Annotated in this window: 15 protein-coding genes; 7 read left to right on the top strand and 8 right to left on the bottom strand. The window is 59.8% G+C overall.

Annotation, left to right across the window (positions count from 1 at the left end; all coding sequences use genetic code 11):
• Nucleotides 1-29: 29 nt before the first annotated feature.
• Nucleotides 30-1592 carry an alkyl hydroperoxide reductase subunit F gene (gene ahpF / locus KW849_RS18435; RefSeq protein ID WP_218430720.1) on the top strand — a complete coding sequence of 521 codons (1563 nt, stop codon included), beginning with the start codon at nucleotides 30-32 and terminating at the stop codon, nucleotides 1590-1592.
• Between the two features lie 162 nt (nucleotides 1593-1754).
• Here ahpF and gloA read toward each other — a convergent pair whose 3' ends face one another.
• Entirely contained in the window at nucleotides 1755-2276 is a 522-nt protein-coding gene (gene gloA, locus KW849_RS18430; RefSeq protein WP_218430719.1) for a lactoylglutathione lyase, read from the bottom strand.
• Between the two features lie 144 nt (nucleotides 2277-2420).
• On the opposite strand from gloA, the gene KW849_RS18425 reads away from it, so the two are divergent.
• A complete protein-coding gene (locus KW849_RS18425; RefSeq protein WP_218430718.1) occupies nucleotides 2421-2939 on the top strand; it encodes a DUF4946 domain-containing protein in 519 nt (172 codons plus the stop codon).
• 163 nt (nucleotides 2940-3102) lie between these two features.
• On the opposite strand, the gene KW849_RS18420 is transcribed toward KW849_RS18425, so the two are convergent.
• The 3 genes from KW849_RS18420 to KW849_RS18410 all read right to left on the bottom strand — a co-directional run bounded on the left by KW849_RS18420 (nucleotide 3103) and on the right by KW849_RS18410 (nucleotide 6219).
• On the bottom strand, nucleotides 3103-3468 hold the full coding sequence (locus KW849_RS18420) for a histone-like nucleoid-structuring protein, MvaT/MvaU family (protein WP_218430717.1): 366 nt from the start codon (nucleotides 3466-3468) through the stop codon (nucleotides 3103-3105).
• Nucleotides 3469-3701: 233 nt separating this feature from the next.
• Nucleotides 3702-5234: an EAL domain-containing protein gene (locus KW849_RS18415; protein WP_218430716.1), complete on the bottom strand. Its 1533-nt coding sequence runs from the start codon at nucleotides 5232-5234 to the stop codon at nucleotides 3702-3704.
• Between the two features lie 112 nt (nucleotides 5235-5346).
• Nucleotides 5347-6219, bottom strand: coding sequence for a LysR family transcriptional regulator (locus KW849_RS18410; RefSeq protein WP_218430715.1), 873 nt, complete (start codon nucleotides 6217-6219; stop codon nucleotides 5347-5349).
• Nucleotides 6220-6297: 78 nt separating this feature from the next.
• Here KW849_RS18410 and KW849_RS18405 point away from each other — a divergent pair, with 78 nt between their 5' ends.
• Entirely contained in the window at nucleotides 6298-7242 is a 945-nt protein-coding gene (locus KW849_RS18405; RefSeq protein WP_218430714.1) for a DMT family transporter, read from the top strand.
• A gap of 250 nt (nucleotides 7243-7492) precedes the next feature.
• Complete coding sequence (gene hppD, locus KW849_RS18400) at nucleotides 7493-8569, top strand: 4-hydroxyphenylpyruvate dioxygenase (protein ID WP_218430713.1); 1077 nt, start codon at nucleotides 7493-7495, stop codon at nucleotides 8567-8569.
• A gap of 141 nt (nucleotides 8570-8710) precedes the next feature.
• Here hppD and rarD read toward each other — a convergent pair whose 3' ends face one another.
• From rarD to KW849_RS18385, 3 genes are all read right to left on the bottom strand, one after another.
• Entirely contained in the window at nucleotides 8711-9592 is an 882-nt protein-coding gene (gene rarD / locus KW849_RS18395) for an EamA family transporter RarD (protein WP_108217441.1), read from the bottom strand.
• Nucleotides 9593-9786: 194 nt separating this feature from the next.
• A complete protein-coding gene (locus tag KW849_RS18390) occupies nucleotides 9787-10800 on the bottom strand; it encodes an aldo/keto reductase (RefSeq protein ID WP_218430712.1) in 1014 nt (337 codons plus the stop codon).
• A gap of 206 nt (nucleotides 10801-11006) precedes the next feature.
• A complete protein-coding gene (locus KW849_RS18385) occupies nucleotides 11007-12317 on the bottom strand; it encodes an MFS transporter (protein WP_218430711.1) in 1311 nt (436 codons plus the stop codon).
• Nucleotides 12318-12487: 170 nt separating this feature from the next.
• Between KW849_RS18385 and KW849_RS18380 the strand changes: the two genes are divergently transcribed.
• From KW849_RS18380 to KW849_RS18370, 3 genes are all read left to right on the top strand, one after another.
• Nucleotides 12488-13612 carry a sugar diacid recognition domain-containing protein gene (locus KW849_RS18380; RefSeq protein ID WP_218430710.1) on the top strand — a complete coding sequence of 375 codons (1125 nt, stop codon included), beginning with the start codon at nucleotides 12488-12490 and terminating at the stop codon, nucleotides 13610-13612.
• 113 nt (nucleotides 13613-13725) lie between these two features.
• Nucleotides 13726-14868: a glycerate kinase gene (locus KW849_RS18375; RefSeq protein WP_218430709.1), complete on the top strand. Its 1143-nt coding sequence runs from the start codon at nucleotides 13726-13728 to the stop codon at nucleotides 14866-14868.
• 118 nt (nucleotides 14869-14986) lie between these two features.
• A complete protein-coding gene (locus tag KW849_RS18370; protein WP_218430708.1) occupies nucleotides 14987-16174 on the top strand; it encodes a pyridoxal phosphate-dependent aminotransferase in 1188 nt (395 codons plus the stop codon).
• Nucleotides 16175-16290: 116 nt separating this feature from the next.
• On the opposite strand, the gene KW849_RS18365 is transcribed toward KW849_RS18370, so the two are convergent.
• Nucleotides 16291-17268, bottom strand: a complete 978-nt coding sequence (locus KW849_RS18365; protein ID WP_218430707.1) for a D-glycerate dehydrogenase — start codon at nucleotides 17266-17268, stop codon at nucleotides 16291-16293.
• Between the last annotated feature and the right edge of the window lie 4 nt (nucleotides 17269-17272).

Genomic DNA, 17272 nt, shown 5'->3' with positions numbered 1-17272 from the left:
TATGAAACAGCAAAAAGGAAATCGCCCGTATGTTGGACGCCAATCTTAAAGCCCAGTTGAAATCGTACCTGGAACGGGTCACTCAGCCGATCGAGATCGTTGCATCCCTCGACGACGGTGCGAAATCCCAGGAAATGCTCGAACTGCTGAAAGACGTTGCCAGTCTTTCCACCCGGATTACCTTGCTCGACAACGGCGATGATGCACGCAAACCATCGTTCTCGATCAATCGCCCCGGGGCCGATATCAGCCTGCGTTTCGCCGGCATCCCGATGGGCCATGAATTCACCTCCTTGGTACTGGCCTTGCTGCAAGTCGGCGGTCACCCGTCGAAAGCCAGTGCCGAAGTGATCGAACAGATCCGCTCGCTCAAAGGCGAATTCAGCTTCGAGACCTACTTCTCGCTGTCCTGCCAGAACTGCCCGGACGTGGTCCAGGCGCTGAACCTGATGGCAGTACTGAACCCGAACATTCGCCACGTCGCGATCGACGGCGCGCTGTTCCAGGCCGAAGTCGATGAGCGCCAGATCATGGCCGTGCCAAGCATCTACCTCAACGGCGTGAACTTCGGCCAGGGCCGCATGGGCCTGGAAGAAATCCTCGCCAAAATCGACACCAGCGGCATCGAACGCCAGGCCGAGAAAATCAGCGCCAGGCAAGCCTTTGATGTGCTGGTGGTCGGTGGTGGCCCGGCCGGTGCCTCGGCGGCAATCTATGCGGCCCGCAAAGGCATCCGCACCGGTGTCGCGGCCGAACGTTTTGGTGGGCAGGTGCTGGACACCATGGCCATCGAAAACTTCATCTCGGTGCAGGAAACCGAAGGGCCGAAACTGGCCGTGGCCCTGGAAGAACACGTCAAGCAGTACGACGTCGACATCATGAACCTGCAGCGCGCCGACCAGCTGATTCCTGGCAAAAACGGCGAACTGCATGAAGTCCACTTCGCCAGTGGCGCATCGTTAAAAGCCAAAGCCGTGATTCTGGCGACCGGTGCACGGTGGCGTGAAATGAACGTGCCGGGTGAGCAGCAATACCGCAACAAAGGCGTGGCGTACTGCCCGCACTGCGACGGTCCGCTGTTCAAGGGCAAGCGTGTGGCGGTGATTGGCGGTGGTAACTCCGGCGTCGAAGCGGCCATCGACCTGGCCGGTATCGTGTCCCATGTCACGCTGCTGGAGTTCGATGTGCAGTTGCGCGCCGATGCGGTGTTGCAACGCAAGTTGCACAGCCTGCCGAACGTCACCGTGATCACCAGTGCTCAAACCACTGAAGTCACCGGCGACGGTCAGAAGGTCAACGGCCTGCGCTACAAGGATCGTCAGAGCGACGAATTGCGCAGTGTGGAACTGGAAGGAATCTTTGTGCAGATCGGTCTGCTGCCCAACACCGATTGGCTCAAAGGCACCATTGAGTTGTCACCCCGTGGCGAGATCATCGTCGATGCCCGCGGTGAAACGTCGGTGCCGGGTGTGTTCGCCGCCGGCGACGTGACCACCGTGCCATACAAGCAAATCGTGATCGCAGTGGGCGAGGGCGCCAAGGCTTCCCTGAGTGCCTTCGATCACTTGATCCGCACTTCTGCCCCGGCATAAACCCCGGCGCTGAAAACACAAAACCCCATGAATGATCATGGGGTTTTTTTGTCTTGCACGTTACTTATGTAGGAGCGAGCTCGCTCGCGATGGTCGTCAACGATAACGCTGGTGGGCAGGTGCCCCGCGGTGTTCTCAGGTTTATCGCGAGCAAGCTCGCTCCTACAGTGGTGCTGGCTGAATGATCTCGACCCAGTAAGCGTCCGGGTCCTTGATGAATGCCAGGCTCTTCATGCGACCATCGCTCAAGCGTTTCTGGAAATCGCAGCCCAGTGCTTCAAAGCGCTCGCACGCGGCGACAATGTCCGGTACCGAGATGCAGATGTGGCCGAAACCGCGGGGGTCGGTGTTGCCATTGTGGTAGGCGAAATCCGGATCGTTCTCGGTGCCGTGGTTGTGAGTCAGCTCCAGAATGCCGGGGATCGATTTCATCCACTCGGTGCGCGCGGCAGCATCGGCCGGGATCTGGTTTTTGTCGACCAGCGCCAGGAAATACAGGCTGAACTCGGCTTCCGGGAAGTCGCGTTTTTCCACCAGCGTAAAACCCAGAATGCGTGTGTAGAAATCCAGGGACTTGGCGATGTCCTTGACCCGCAGCATGGTGTGGTTGAAGACAAACTTCTGCGTGGCGGCGTCCGGTTGGGCGGTGACGCCGGGGAAGGTGTTCAATTCGTGCAGGCTCATGGGCCCTCCGGGAAATATGTGGGCTAACGAATGGCGTCAATGATACGCAAGGGCTCGGACATCACCAAACCCGAACAGTCGGCTATTGCCTGACGGCCGGCCTGGGCCCAGACTTTACGGCTTGATCCGTGAGTGCCCAGTGCAATGATTAGATTCCATAAACTGCTGTTCATTCTGTTAAGCGTGCTTTCGGTGGCTGGCGCTGCGCGTGCCGATGCGCCAGTCGTGACCTGGCCGGAAGGTTGGCAGGTCGAAGTCGTGCCTGAATCGGCGTCGGGGGTGAGTCGCCAGCGGGCGGTCAAAAATGATCAGAATGGATCGCCGCTCATGGTGATGGAGGTGACCATGAGCCCGGTGCAAAGCGATCATCAGGTCAACCTTGAAGGTGTACTGCTGGAGATGCGCAAGTCAGTACAAAAAGACTTCTTTCAGGGCGGGTATCAAAGTGTCTGCACGCGAATTCATGCGACTACGTTGAGTCGATTGGCTGCGCTGGAAACAACCTGTACCGTCACGCAAAACGGCAGGCATGTGCTTTCTCAAACATTGGTGGCCGCAGTGGATGTCGATAAGGCCTATGTTCTTTCCTACGCCGGGCAGGCCGAGGCTTATAAGGCGAGCCAGGATGAAATAGACGTTGCCCGTAACAGCTTGAAACTTTAGTGAGCGACAGTGCCTTTTCGATGCATGAAGAAAATTTTAGATATCCAAATGGATTAAGCACAAAGTTGTTGGCAGTCAGGTAATTGTCTGGCATCCGCCCCGGGCATTTAGATGGCTCATGAAAAAGCCCTGCATAAGCAGGGCTTTTTTGTCGCCGCGAGAGTTAGCCGCGCAACCAGGAATCAACGGTGGCTGCACCGTACTGTTCTTTCCAGGCCTTCAGGCCGCGGTGGTTGCCGCCCTTGGTTTCAATCAGCTCGCCGGTGTGCGGGTTCTGATAAACCTTGACCACACGGGCGCGGCGGGTTTTAGGTGTTGCGGCGTGCAGCAGGCCGGATTTTGCCGGGTTGGGATCGAGAATGGCGATGATGTCGCGCAGGCTCTTGCCATAGGTTTTCATCAAGCCCTGGAGCTTCTCTTCGAATTCGATTTCTTTCTTGAGCCCGGCATCGTTCTTCAGGGATTCCAGCTGCTTGAGCTGTTCTTGAAGGGCCTTTTCGGCTGCACGAAATTCAGCGAGTCTGGACAATATCTTTACTCCAATAGTGTGTTTGGCTGATACCAACCGCAAACAAAGCTATAAGCCAAGAGCCTTGTAGCGACTCGGTGATAGTGGCTCACCTGTCAATTTAGCGCAGGCATGTAAAATTGTAGTAGTTAATTGGCCAAGAGTAAATCCTGTCTTTTTTTTCATGTAACGACAGTAGTGTTTTGATTCAAATTGGTGCGTGTCATCGTTGTTTTGTCGGTTAATTTCGCGAGTTAACGGTTGCTTAATGCACTAATGAATTCCGCGCCGGGCATGGGTTTGCCGAAAAGATAACCTTGCAGGAAGTTGACCTGATGAGCGCTCAGGTAATCACTCTGTTCACGGGTTTCGACACCTTCGGCCACCAGGGCAAGGTCGAGCTTGACCGCCAGTTCGATGATGCTGTCGAGGATGTGGCTGGAGAGTGTGTCGATGCCGATCATGGCGACAAAAGTCTGGTCGATTTTCAGAAAATCGACATTAAATTGCCGTAGGTAGCCAAGGCTCGAGTGGCCCGTGCCGAAGTCGTCGATGGCGATTTTCACGCCCAGTTCACGAAGTTGTTCGAACAGTTGCAGGGTGATGGCCGTGGGCTCGATCAGTTCGCGCTCGGTCAGCTCCAGTACCAGATGGATCGAGCCAGGTTCGAACGCATCGAGAAACTCGCGACAATCCTTGATCAGCTCCAGGTCCTGACAATGGCTGGCGGTGATGTTGATGCCGATGTGGAATGGTTTGTTGAATCCGGCGGATTGCGGCGCGAGCAGGGCGGCGGTTTGTCGCATCAGCGAGCGGGTCATTGGTACGATCAGCCCGGAGTGCTCGGCAAACGGGATGAACAGGTCCGGACGCACCAGACCTTCCTTCGGATGTTTCCAGCGCATCAGCACTTCCGCGCCGGACCAGTTTTTGCTGTCGCCATGCACCACGGGCTGGAAATACGGAATGAATTCTTGAGCTTCCAGTGCCCGTTGCATTTCCTGGGTGGGTGCCGATGAGCGTTTTTGCAGGAAGTGACCGATTGACCCGGCAATCACACCGAAGAAAATCAGCAAGCTGAACAATGGTGGGTATTCGTTTCGCATGTATCGCCAGGTTTCGCCTTCGGGAAAGCCGGCTTCCACGGCAAACGCATAGTGCCGGGAGGCCAATCGACTTTGCGCAACGGGCAGGTCCGGCGCGGCGCCCCTGTGAACCTTGCCGTCGGCGGCTATCCAGTCCGGGCCTACCTGCAGCAAGAGCAAGGTCTTGCGGCCGATCAAACGCAGAATATGACTCAAGTGATGACCATAGAGGGTCGTCAGCGCACCTTTTTTTCCTTCGCTCAGGCGGTATACCAGCAAGGCGGTGTCGGGCGTTACCGGATTGCCGTTCATGAGCCATAAGGCGCCCCGGGTGAAGTCACCGGAGTTGACCTTCTCCTGGTAGTCGCCGAACAGAGAGCTGCAATAGAGGTCGTTGTCCCACACCAGATTGGTTGAACTCACGAATGGGCGGCGAGTGACCTGTTCGCGCAGGGCGAGACTGACGTCAGCGCAACTTTGGCCCGCCAGTGGCAGCAGTTCACGAGCGGCCTGGGCGGTGTTGTCGAGCATCAAGTCGAACTGGCGAATCGCTTCTTCGGCGGTTTGTTCCGCGTTTTGTTTGAGCGCACGCCCTGCTTGCATGTAAAGAATGACGGCCCCCAGCAGCACCGGGAGCAATCCACTGATCAGGGTGACAGCCATTCTTGTGCTGCGACTGCGGGTTTTGGCTTTCAGCGGCATTCGCGAATCCTGTCACGAAGAAGTAAGGCTCTCAAACGCTGGGGCGGTAAAACACCTCCCATGAAGAGTTCGGGTATGGGCCATGATAGTTGGCCCTTGGCGGTTATGCCGCTCAACGCAGGTCAAGGCCTTCGGCCAGCTTGATGAAGGCCAGCGTCGCGGGTGATGCCTGGCGTCGATCGAGCACCGCCAGGCCAACCTGGCGCAACACTGCCGGCGACAGCGGTTTTTTCACACAGCGGCCGTCAATTTGATTGGGCAATGAACATTCGGCAACTACCGTCACCCCGTCGCCACGAGCGACGACATCCAGGGTACTCAGCAACTGCGAGCAGCGATAACGGATGTTGGGCGTCAGTCGGGCCGCCGTGAACAGGCGTGAAACCAGCTCCGAAGAACCGGCCTCGGTCAGCACAAACGGGAAATCGCACAGGTCCTTCAGGTTCAGGCTGTCGTGAACCGCCAGCGGGTGGTCGGCGGGCAGTAGCGCGACCATCTGGTCTTCGATCAACGCGACCGTGTCGAAACGCTCCTCGGGCAACACCACAAAGCCGATGTCGATCCGTCGTTCCTCCAGCCACTGGAGCACCTGGCGGTCGGGGCCTTCGTCGATATGCACCTCTATGCCGGGATGGGCGGCGCGGTACTGCTGCAAAATCAACGGCAGCAATTTGATCGATGAGGTCGGGCCGAAGGAGCCGATGCGCAGCGTGCCGCGTTTCATGCCCCTCGCATCGGCCGCTTCCTGGCGCAGGGTGTTGGCCAGGCCGAGCATCGTTCGGGCGCGCAGCAACAACTGCTGGCCAATGTCGCTTAACTCGACCCGGGATTGATGGCGGCGCAACAGCTCGACACCCAACTCCAGTTCCAGGGACTTCAAGGCATGGGACACCGCCGATTGGGAAATACCCAGGCGATTGGCTGCTGCCGTGAAGCCTTGGAGTTCGGCCACGAGGGAGAAAATCTCCAGTTGAGTGAGGGTCATGAGTGTTTGCTCATTTTGCGATGACTGGGTATTAGCCAAATGATACGTCATCTTTCCAATATCCGGTCCTGGAATCTAATGACGATCTGCGAGCAAACCCTGTCAAAACCCTCGGATCTGCCGGTGTATCTGAAACTGGCGGCCGTGACCATGGTGTGGGGTGGCACCTTCGTCGCTGGGCGCTATCTGGCCGGCGGCCTCAGCCCGTTATTGGCGGCCAGTCTGCGGTTTCTGCTGGCCAGCATGGCGTTGCTGCTGTTTATACGAATGGCACGGACGCCGCTGGTCCGGCCCAGCCCCCGGCAATGGCTGCAATTGTCGTTGCTTGGCTTTTTCGGGATCTTTTTCTACAACTTGTGCTTCTTTTACGGCCTGCATTACATCAACGCCTCACGGGCGTCCTTGATCGTGGCGCTGAATCCGGCGGTGATCGGCCTGGCGTCCTGGCTGCTGTTCAAGGAGCGTTTGACCCGGGCCAAAGTCGTCGGCATTGCGATCTGCATGGCAGGCGCATGCATGGTGATCGTCAGTCGTGACCCGCAACTACTGGCCGGCAGAGCCGATGCCTGGCTCGGCGACTTGCTGATTTTTGGTTGCGTCCTCGGTTGGGGTGTCTACTCGCTGTTCTCCAGGGAGCTGGACCACAGCCTGGGACCGGTGCAAACCGTGACCTGGTCGATCCTGCTGGGCACCGTCATGCTCTGGATCACCTGCATCGTGCGCGGCGAGGTGAGTATCGAAGCGGTCGCCAGCCTGGGTGCGCAACAATGGTTGAGTCTGTTGTACCTGGGCGTACTGGGGTCGGCGCTGGCTTACATCGCCTACTACGACGGCATCCGCAAAATCGGCGCGACACGTTCCGGGGTGTTCATTGCCTTGAACCCGCTGACGGCGGTTCTCCTTGGCGCGCTGCTGCTGGACGAGCCGCTGACGCTGGCCATGTGTCTGGGCGGCGGGCTGATTCTGGCGGGGATTTTCCTGTGCAATAAACCCCTTGCACGAGCAGGGAAAAAGGGGATTTGATACAGAAGGCGGACAAATTGATTTACGCTGTGTAGAATTGGTTTACGCATACAATAATAATCGTCTTCTGGCAGCAGAAGCCTCGCCCGCAAGAGCCTTGGGTCGACAATGAAGATATTCGGGTTTCAACTGATCTACGGTGACTTTCTCGCCCGCAGCGTGCGGGGCATCTCCTGTGCGCCACCCACCGGTCTCAGCATTGCTTACAACTAACCTTTGTTAATTGATAAAGAATGATGAGGCGCCGACCATGGCAGATTTATACGAAAACCCAATGGGCCTGATGGGCTTTGAATTCATCGAGCTCGCATCGCCGACCCCGAACACCCTGGAGCCGATCTTCGAGATCATGGGCTTCACCAAGGTGGCGACCCACCGTTCCAAGGACGTGCACCTGTATCGCCAGGGCGCGATCAACCTGATCCTCAATAACGAACCCCACAGCGTGGCCTCGTACTTCGCGGCCGAGCACGGTCCGTCGGTGTGCGGCATGGCGTTCCGCGTCAAGGATTCGCAAAAAGCCTACAAGCGCGCCCTGGAACTCGGCGCCCAGCCGATTCACATCGAAACCGGCCCGATGGAGCTGAACCTTCCGGCGATCAAAGGCATCGGTGGTGCGCCGCTGTACCTGATCGACCGTTTCGGCGAGGGCAGCTCGATCTATGACATCGACTTCGTGTTCATCGAAGGCGTTGACCGCCACCCGGTCGGTGCCGGTCTGAAGATCATCGATCACCTGACCCACAACGTGTATCGCGGTCGCATGGCCTACTGGGCCAACTTCTACGAGAAGCTGTTCAACTTCCGCGAAATCCGTTACTTCGACATCAAGGGTGAATACACCGGCCTGACCTCCAAGGCGATGACCGCGCCGGACGGCATGATCCGCATCCCGCTGAACGAGGAGTCGTCCAAGGGCGCCGGGCAGATCGAAGAGTTCCTGATGCAGTTCAACGGCGAGGGCATCCAGCACGTTGCGTTCCTGTCCGATGACCTGATCAAGACCTGGGACCATCTGAAAAGCATCGGCATGCGCTTCATGACCGCGCCGCCGGACACCTACTATGAAATGCTCGAAGGCCGTTTGCCGAACCACGGTGAGCCGGTGGACCAACTGCAGGCGCGGGGCATTTTGCTGGACGGTTCTTCCGAGTCGGGCGACAAGCGCCTGCTGCTGCAGATCTTCTCGGAAACCCTGATGGGGCCGGTGTTCTTCGAATTCATCCAGCGCAAGGGCGACGACGGTTTCGGCGAAGGCAACTTCAAGGCACTGTTCGAATCCATCGAGCGTGACCAGGTGCGTCGTGGTGTTCTCTCCACCGACTAAATCCTTGCAGATGTAGTAACTGTAGGAGCGAGCCTGCTCGCGATAGCTATCTGTCAGCCAATATCTATGTTGAGTTTGAAGACGCCATCGCGAGCAGGTCGGATCGCCGCACCGTCGCTCCTACAATTGTTTTGTATGTGCTTAAGGCCTGCGCTGCCGCACCAGATGCTTGAACCCTTCGAACATCAGCACCAGCACGGCCATCCAGATCGGGATGTAGGTCAGCCATTCGCCGGACTTGATGCTCTCTCCCAGCAGCAATGCCACTCCCAGCAGCAACACCGGTTCGACGTAGCTCAACAAGCCGAACAGGCTGAACGGCAGCAGGCGACTGGCAATGATGTAGACCACCAGCGCCGACGCACTGATCACGCCGAGCAGCGGGATCAACAGCGACAACCAGGGATGCTGGTCAAACACAGCGAAACCTTGTGCGCCACTCTGGATGAACCAGAGCGCCACCGGCAGCGTCAATGCCATGTCCAGCCACAAGCCGCCGAGATTGTCCGACGCCAGCCGTTTGCGCAGGATGAAGTAGGCCGGATAGCCAATGCAGACCAGCAAGGTCGCCCAGGAAAAACCACCGACCTGATACACCTCGTTGATCACGCCCAGGCAGGCGAACACCACGGCGATTTTTTGCAGATAAGACAGGCGCTCGCCGTAGGCCAGGCGGCCGGTCAAGACCATGGTCAGCGGCAGCAGGAAATAGCCCAGTGATACGTCGAGGCTGTAGCCATTGAGCGGCGCCCACATGAACAACCACAGTTGCACGCCGAGCAGGGCAGAGGAGGCGATCAGTGCACCCATCAGTTTCGGGTTGGCAATGGCGCGCCGAACGATCTCCAGCACGCGCTTCCACTCGCCGGACGCCACCATGAACACGGTCATGCACGGCACGGTCAGCAGCATGCGCCAACCGAAGATTTCCACGCCGCTCAAGGGGGTGAGCAGCGACGTGTAGTAATACATGACGGCAAAAAGCACCGAGGCTGAAACCGATAGAGCGATACCTTTAGACAAGCTGTCCTCGCAAGGTTGAAGGTGAAACGGGGTGCGGAGAATACGTGGTTTTAGCGGTGATTACTGACCAACTGATCAACACTCGCCTCCGTAGGAGCTGGCTTGCCAGCGAAAGCGGTCTTCCAGTCAGCGAAGGGTTGTCTGTGATGACGCCTTCGCTGGCAAGCCAGCTTCCTACGGAGGGTGCGGTTTTGTCAGGCACTGCGTGGTTTACGCCCCGACACAAAATGGCTCACATCATTGAACCCTGGTGTCGACGCATGCCCCGGCGTCACCAGCGAATCGATGAATGCCTCGTCCTCGGCTGTGATCTTCACCGTCTGCGCCTTAGTGTAGGCGTCCCACTGCGCTTCGGTGCGCGGCCCGACAATGGCCGAGGTAATGGCGCTGTTGTTCAGCACCCAGGCAAGCGCGAACTCGACGATGCCGACGCCGCGCCCTTGGGTGTACTGCTGGATTTGCTGGGCGATGCGCAGGGACTCGACGCGCCATTCTGTTTCCAGGATGCGTTTATCCTGACGGCCGGCACGGCTGTTGGCGTCCGGTTTCACATCCGGCGCGTACTTGCCGCTGAGCACCCCGCGCGCCAGCGGGCTGTAAGGCACCACGCCCAGACCGTAGTTTTGCGCCGCCGTGATCTGCTCGGATTCAGCCTGGCGGTTGACGATGTTGTACAGCGGCTGGCTGATCACCGGCCGGTCAACGCCAAGTTTGTCGGCCACGCGAATGACTTCGGCGATGCGCCAGCCACGGTAGTTCGACAGGCCCCAATAACGGATTTTGCCTTGGCGAATCAAATCGCCGATGGCCGAGATCGTGACTTCCAGCGGCGTGTTGTGGTCTTCGCGATGCAGATAATAGATGTCGAGGTAATCGGTGCCCAGGCGCGTCAGGCTGGCATCGATGCCGTTGAACAGGTGTTTGCGGCTCAGGCCGCTGCGGTTGGGGACACCGTCCACGGGGCCGAAGCCGACCTTGGTCGCCAGAACCCATTCATGGCGGCGGCTGGCGATGGCTTCGCCGACGATTTCTTCGGAACGGCCGTTGGTGTAGACGTCGGCGGTGTCGATGAAATTGATGCCCTGGTCCCAGGCCTTGTCGATGATCCGCAGGGAATCTTCGGTGCTGGTCTGTTCGCCGAACATCATGGTGCCCAGGGTCAGGGTGGACACCTGCAGACCCGAATGACCCAGCGTGCGATAGCTCATGAGCAAATCCTTTTACCAGTGGGAAAGGTCCAATCAGATACCAGAACCATTGCCGGGAGCAAACGCAAATCTCAAACACACTCGAATCAACTGTAGGAGCGAGCCTGCTCGCGAAGAACTTCAGGACACCACGTTTATCCAGGATAAACGCGTTATCGTTGACGTCCATCGCGAGCAGGCTCGCTCCTACAGTGGTCAGGTGGTGGTCAGGCGCGCAGGGTACGGGTCATGCGAAGCGCCAACAGACTGCCGCAGACAATCACGCCCGCCAGCAGATACAGCGCCGCATCGGTCGAACCGGTGCTGTCCTTGACCCAACCCACCAGGTAGGGGCTGAGGAAGCCGGCCATCTGGCCCATCGAGTTGATCAGCGCCAGGCCGCCCGCCGCAGCACCGGCACTGAGCAGGGCGGTCGGCACCGGCCAGAACATCGGCAGGCCGGTGAGGGCGCCCATGGTGGCGATGGTCAGGCCGAGAATCGCGATGGCCGGGTTGGCGGCAAAGTTCACCGCAATCAGCAGCCCCAGCGCGCCCATCAACATCGGCGCCACCAAGTGCCAGCGGCGTTCTTTGCGCAGGTCCGCCGAACGGCCAATCATCAGCATGAAAACGGCGGCTAGCAGGTACGGAATCGCACTGAGCCAGCCGATCACCAGGTTATCGCTGAAGCCCAGGTTCTTGATGATCGACGGCAACCAGAAGTTGATCGCGTACACGCCGCTCTGGATACAGAAGTAGATCAGGCCGAAGGCCCAGATTGCCGGGTTCTTGAACACCGCCAGCAGTGAATCGGAGGTGGTTTTCGGTTTGTTGGCCAGATCGATAGCGTGGTCGGCTTCCAGTACCGTGCGCTCGAACGGGGTCAGCCATTTGGCGTTGGCGTAACTGTCGCTGAGCAGGAAATAAGCCAGCGCACCCAGGATCACAGTTGGAATGCCTTGCATCAGGAACATCCACTGCCAGCCGGCGAGACCACCCTGGCCTGCGCCGAAGTGGTTGAGAATCCAGCCGGAGAACGGACTGCCGAGCAGGCCGGATACCGGGATCGCCGACATGAACAACGCCATGATGCGGCCACGGCGGAAGGTCGGGAACCACTGCGAGAGATACAGCACCACGCCCGGGAAGAAACCGGCTTCGGCAGCGCCGGTGAACAGGCGCAAGGTGTAGAACTCGGTCGGGGTGGTGACGAACAGCAGGCAGGTCGACAGCGTGCCCCAGGTGATCATCATCAGTGCAATCCAGCGCCGTGGGCCGAATTTGGTCAGGGCCAGGTTGCTTGGCACACCGCACAGCACGTAACCGATAAAGAAGATGCCGGCACCGAGGCCGTACACGGTTTCGCTGAACTTCAGCGCGTCGAGCATCTGCAGTTTGGCAAATCCAACGTTGACCCGGTCGAGGTAGTTGAACAGATAGCAGATGAAAATGAAGGGGATCAAACGCAGGGTGATGCGCTTGTAGACGGCGTTTTTGTCGTCAGCGATGGCGTCGGACGCTACGGCGCTCTGTGTCATGGCGGCTCTCTCTTTATTATGATTTTTTGCGATGCAAAGGGTAACGTTGATCGCCCAGAGAGTCTCGACCACCCTCAGGGTGGCTGTCTTTGTGCCTGAGCACAGGGTTTGCAACCAAGGCCTGTGCGGGTGAACAACCCGTTCCATCACCGTCTTCAAGGATCACTTGCATGTTCGAACTCGATCACGACCTGGCCCAGGATATCGTCGACCGGGCGATGGCTATCCTGCCGTACAACGTCAACGTCATGGACAGCCAAGGCCTGATTCTGGGCAGCGGCGAGCCGGAGCGGGTCAACACCCGGCATGAAGGCGCGCAACTGGTCCTGGCCAACGGCCGCGTGGTGGAGATCGATGCGCAGACGGCGATTCATCTCAAGGGCGTGCAGCCAGGCATCAACCTGCCGCTGATGCTCGACCAGCGCCTGATCGGCGTCCTGGGCATCACCGGTGAACCCGAGCAACTGCGCACCTACGCCGAACTGGTGCGCATGACCGCCGAAATGCTGGTGGGCCAGCGCAACCAGCAGGCCGAACAGCAATGGCGGCGCCAGCGCTGCGATGATCTGCTGGCGCTGCTGCTCAGCGAAGCCGGGGATGCTCCGCGACTGGTCGATGAAGCACAGCAGTTGGGCCTCAAGCCACAAATGACCCGGGTGCCGTACTTGTTCGAACTGGGCCTGGAACACGCTCCAGGGCAAACCGTCGAGGCACTCAGTGCCTGGTTGACCAGCCGTCACCCCGACAGTTGGTGCGTGAGCTCGGCCAAAACTTCATTGCTCTGGTGCCGGCCGGCCGGCCAGTCGGTCGATAACGAGCGCTTGCTGGACAAGCTCGATGGCCTTGGCTGGAACATCCTGCGTATCGCCGTGGGTGGGCAAGCCGACGGGCTGGCAGGGTTGCGCCGCTGCTATCGCCGGGTCGGTGACTTGCTGGCCTACGGACGCGAGGTGTTGCCGCGCTCCCGATTGCTGACGCTGAACCGCTATCGACTGCCGGTGATGCTCTGGCGACACCGCAACGACGATGCCCTCGACGAATTGCTCAACCCGCTGCGCAAGGTCATTGCCAAGGACAGCAACGGCCAGTTGCTGGCGACCCTGCGCAGCTGGTGCGAACACGACGGCCAGAGCCAGGCTTGCGCCGATTCACTGGGCATTCATCGCAACAGCCTGCGTTATCGGATGGAGCGGATTGCCGAGCTGAGCGGGGTTGACCCGTTGCGCCTGGATGGGATGCTGGCGTTGTATCTCGGCGTCCAACTCCTCCCGCAAACCGACGCAGACCCCCTGTAGGAGCTGCCGGTTTGTGGAAATGAACAATAATCCTCATCGGCGCTTGTGCAGCGGACCGGCGTTATTGTTCATGGCGGCTGGCAGCATGTGGGCATTGGAACTGGAGAATTCCCATGAAAATCGTGATCGCCCCCGATTCGTTCAAGGACAGCCTCAGCGCTCAAGGCGTGGCCGACGCCATTGCATTGGGATTGGCGCAAGTCTGGCCCGATGCCCAACTGATCAAATGCCCGATGGCCGACGGCGGGGAAGGGACTGTCGAGTCGATTCTTGCCGCCTGCGAAGGCGAACAGCGCCGCGCCGTGGTTCGCGGGCCGTTGGGAGCAACGGTGGATGCCGCCTGGGGCTGGTTGCCGCAGAGCCACACCGCGATCATCGAAATGGCCGAGGCCAGCGGTTTGCAGTTGGTCCCGCCGGCGCAACGGGATGCGTGCATCGGCAGCACTTTCGGTACCGGGCAATTGATCCGCGCCGCACTGGATGCCGGTGCACAACGGGTGATCCTGGCGATTGGCGGCAGTGCGACCAATGACGCCGGCGCCGGAGCCATGCAAGCCCTGGGCGTGAAACTGCTGGACGCCCGGGGGCAGACGCTGTCACCGGGCGGCCTCGCCCTTGCACAATTGGCCCGCGTCGACCTGAGTGACATGGATCCGCGTCTGGCGCGGGTCCGCTTTGACATCGCCGCCGACGTCAACAACCCGTTGTGCGGTCCCCACGGCGCTTCGGCGATTTTCGGCCCGCAAAAAGGCGCCTCGCCGGCGCAGGTCGAACAACTGGACCGTGCCCTGGGCCACTTTGCCGACCATTGCGCGACAGCCTTGGGCAAGGACGTCCGCGACGAGCCGGGCAGTGGCGCGGCGGGTGGCCTGGGTTTTGCCGCCAAAGCGTTCCTGGGCGCGCAGTTCAAGGCCGGGGTCGAGGTGGTTGCCGAACTCGTGGGCCTGGCCGAGGCGGTTGCAGGCGCCGATCTGGTGATCACCGGGGAAGGGCGTTTCGATGCGCAAACCCTGCGCGGCAAGACGCCGTTTGGTGTGGCGCGTGTCGCCAGCCAGCAAGGCGTGCCGGTCATCGTCATCGCCGGCACCCTGGGCGACGGCTATCAGGCGCTCTATGAGCATGGCATCGATGCCGCGTTTGCCCTGGCGAGCGGGCCGATGACCCTGGACCAGGCCTGCGCCGAGGCGCCGCGCTTGCTGCGTGAGCGGGCGACCGATATCGCTCGCGTCTGGCGGATGGCCGTTCGCTGCGTCTGAGGGTTTTTCACAAAAGCCCCGATGGCAGTTTTGGCGGCGGATTTGAACACCATGGTGGCGTGTTTCGCGATTTGAGATAGGGTTGAGGCTTGGAGCACCCGCGCGACAGGAGACAAACATGCGCTATTCAGCCTTGACCCAACGAATCGCCGGTGACGGAGCGGCGGCCTGGCAGATTCACGATCGAGCGCTGCAATTGCGCGAACAGGGTGTTGACGTCCTGCTGCTGTCAATTGGCGATCCCGACTTCGATACGCCGCAACCGATTGTCCAGGCGGCTATCGCCAGCCTGTTGGCCGGTGACACGCACTATCCTGAAGTGCGCGGCAGTCGGGGGCTGCGCGACAGCATTGCCCGCCGGCAACGCCAACGCAGCGGTCAGGCGGTGGATGCCGGGCATGTGATCGTCTTTCCAGGTGCGCAGTGCGCAGTGTATTCGGTGGCGCAATGCCTGCTCGATCCGGGCGATGAAGTGATCGTCGCCGAGCCAATGTACGTGACCTATGAAGGTGTGATCGGCGCGTGTGCGGCCACAGTGGTCCCGGTGCCAGTGCGTCCGCAGAACGGGTTTCGCGTCGACCCGGCGGATGTCGCGGCACGGATCACGCCGAAGACTCGCGCCATCCTGCTCAACAGTCCGAACAATCCATCCGGCGCCAGTTTGTCACTGGCGATCTGGCAGCAGCTGGCGGCGCTGTGCATTCGTTACGACTTGTGGCTGATCAGCGACGAGGTCTACAGCGATCTGCTGTACGAGGGCGAGCACATCAGCCCGGCGAGCCTGCCTGGCATGGCCGAACGGACGGCGACGATCAACAGCCTGTCCAAGTCCCACGCCATGAGCGGTTGGCGGGTGGGCTGGGTGATCGGGCCCAAACCCATGGCCGGGCACCTGGTCAATCTGTCGCTGAGCATGTTGTTCGGTATCCCGGATTTCGTGCAGAACGCCGCGCAATTGGCGTTGGACCGTGACCTGCCGGAAGTGGCCTCGATGCGCGAAGAGTATCGCCAGCGTCGTGACCTGGTGTGTGCAAGTCTGGGCCAATGTCCGGGCCTCAAGCCGATTCGCCCGGATGGCGGGATGTTCGTGATGGTCGATGTACGCCAGACCGGGTTGTCGGCCCAGCACTTCGCCGAACGGCTGCTGGAGGGCCATGGCGTCTCGGTGCTGGCCGGCGAAGCGTTCGGGCCGAGCGCGGCGGGGCATATCCGGATCGGGTTGGTGGTGGATCAGATGAAACTGGCTGATGCCTGTCGGCGGATTGCTTTGTGTGCGACGAATTTGCTGGAGGCGCGGCGGGCCTGATCGCCACAGCAAAAGATCGCAGCCTGCGGCAGCTCCTACAGGATTGATGTCCATCCACAAAGCTGCGGTGAACCCGGTCCATGCAGGAGCTGCCGCAGGCTGCGATCTTTTGATCTTCAGCCTTTCCAAACCCCAGGATTCACCAAGTTCACAGGCCGTTCGCCCGCCAGCGCCGCCAGCAGATTGTCCACCGCACACCGGGCCATTGCCTCGCGCGTCTCATGGGTCGCCGAGCCAATGTGTGGTGTCGCCACGACGTTATCCAACTGCAACAACGGCGAGTCAGGATTCAACGGCTCACGCTCGAACACATCCAGCCCAGCAGCCTGAATCTGCCCGTCACGCAACGCTTCGATCATGGCGGCTTCATCCACCACCTTGCCCCGGGAAATGTTGATGAAGATCGTCCCAGGCCCCATCAGCGCAAACTCTTGAGCGCCAATAAGCCCTTCAGTTTCAGCCGTCAGCGGCAACGTCAGGCAGACGAAGTCAGCCTCCTGCAACAACTCCGGCAGACTCCTGTACTGCGCATCGAATCGCTGCTCCACAGCCGGTTTCGGCGAATGGCTGTGATAAATCACCGGCATGCCGAAACCGAAGTGCCCGCGCTGGGCCAGCGCCTCGCCAATGCGACCCATGCCAATGATGCCCAGGGTTTTACCGTGCACGTCGCTGCCGAAATGCGTGGGGCCGATGTTGCGGGTCCAATTGCCTTCGCGAATCATGTTTGCCAATTCCACGACGCGCCGGGCCGTTGCCAGGATCAGCGCGAAACCCGTGTCGGCGGTGGTTTCTGTCAATACATCCGGCGTGTTGCTGAGCAGGATGCGCCGCTCGGTCAGGTAGTCGATGTCGTAGTTATCGACACCCACCGAGACGCTGGCAATGGCTTGAAGGTTGGGTGCCAGATCGAGCAGTTCGGCATCCAGTTTCAGGCTGGCACCCAGCAAGCCGTGGGCGCGGGGCAGGGCATCGCGCAGTTTGCCCAGGCCCTCGGCATCAAGGCTTTCGATCAGCGTCACTTCGGCCTGCTCGTGCAGGCGAGCCATCAGCAGCGGCGAGAGTTTCTTGTACAGGACGACCTGCTTTTTCATCTTC

The organism is Pseudomonas sp. PDM26 (assembly GCF_019219185.1).
Classification (GTDB): Bacteria; Pseudomonadota; Gammaproteobacteria; order Pseudomonadales; family Pseudomonadaceae; genus Aquipseudomonas.
Note: the sequence above shows the minus strand (reverse complement) of the source record. Positions and strands in the feature narration are given on the sequence as shown.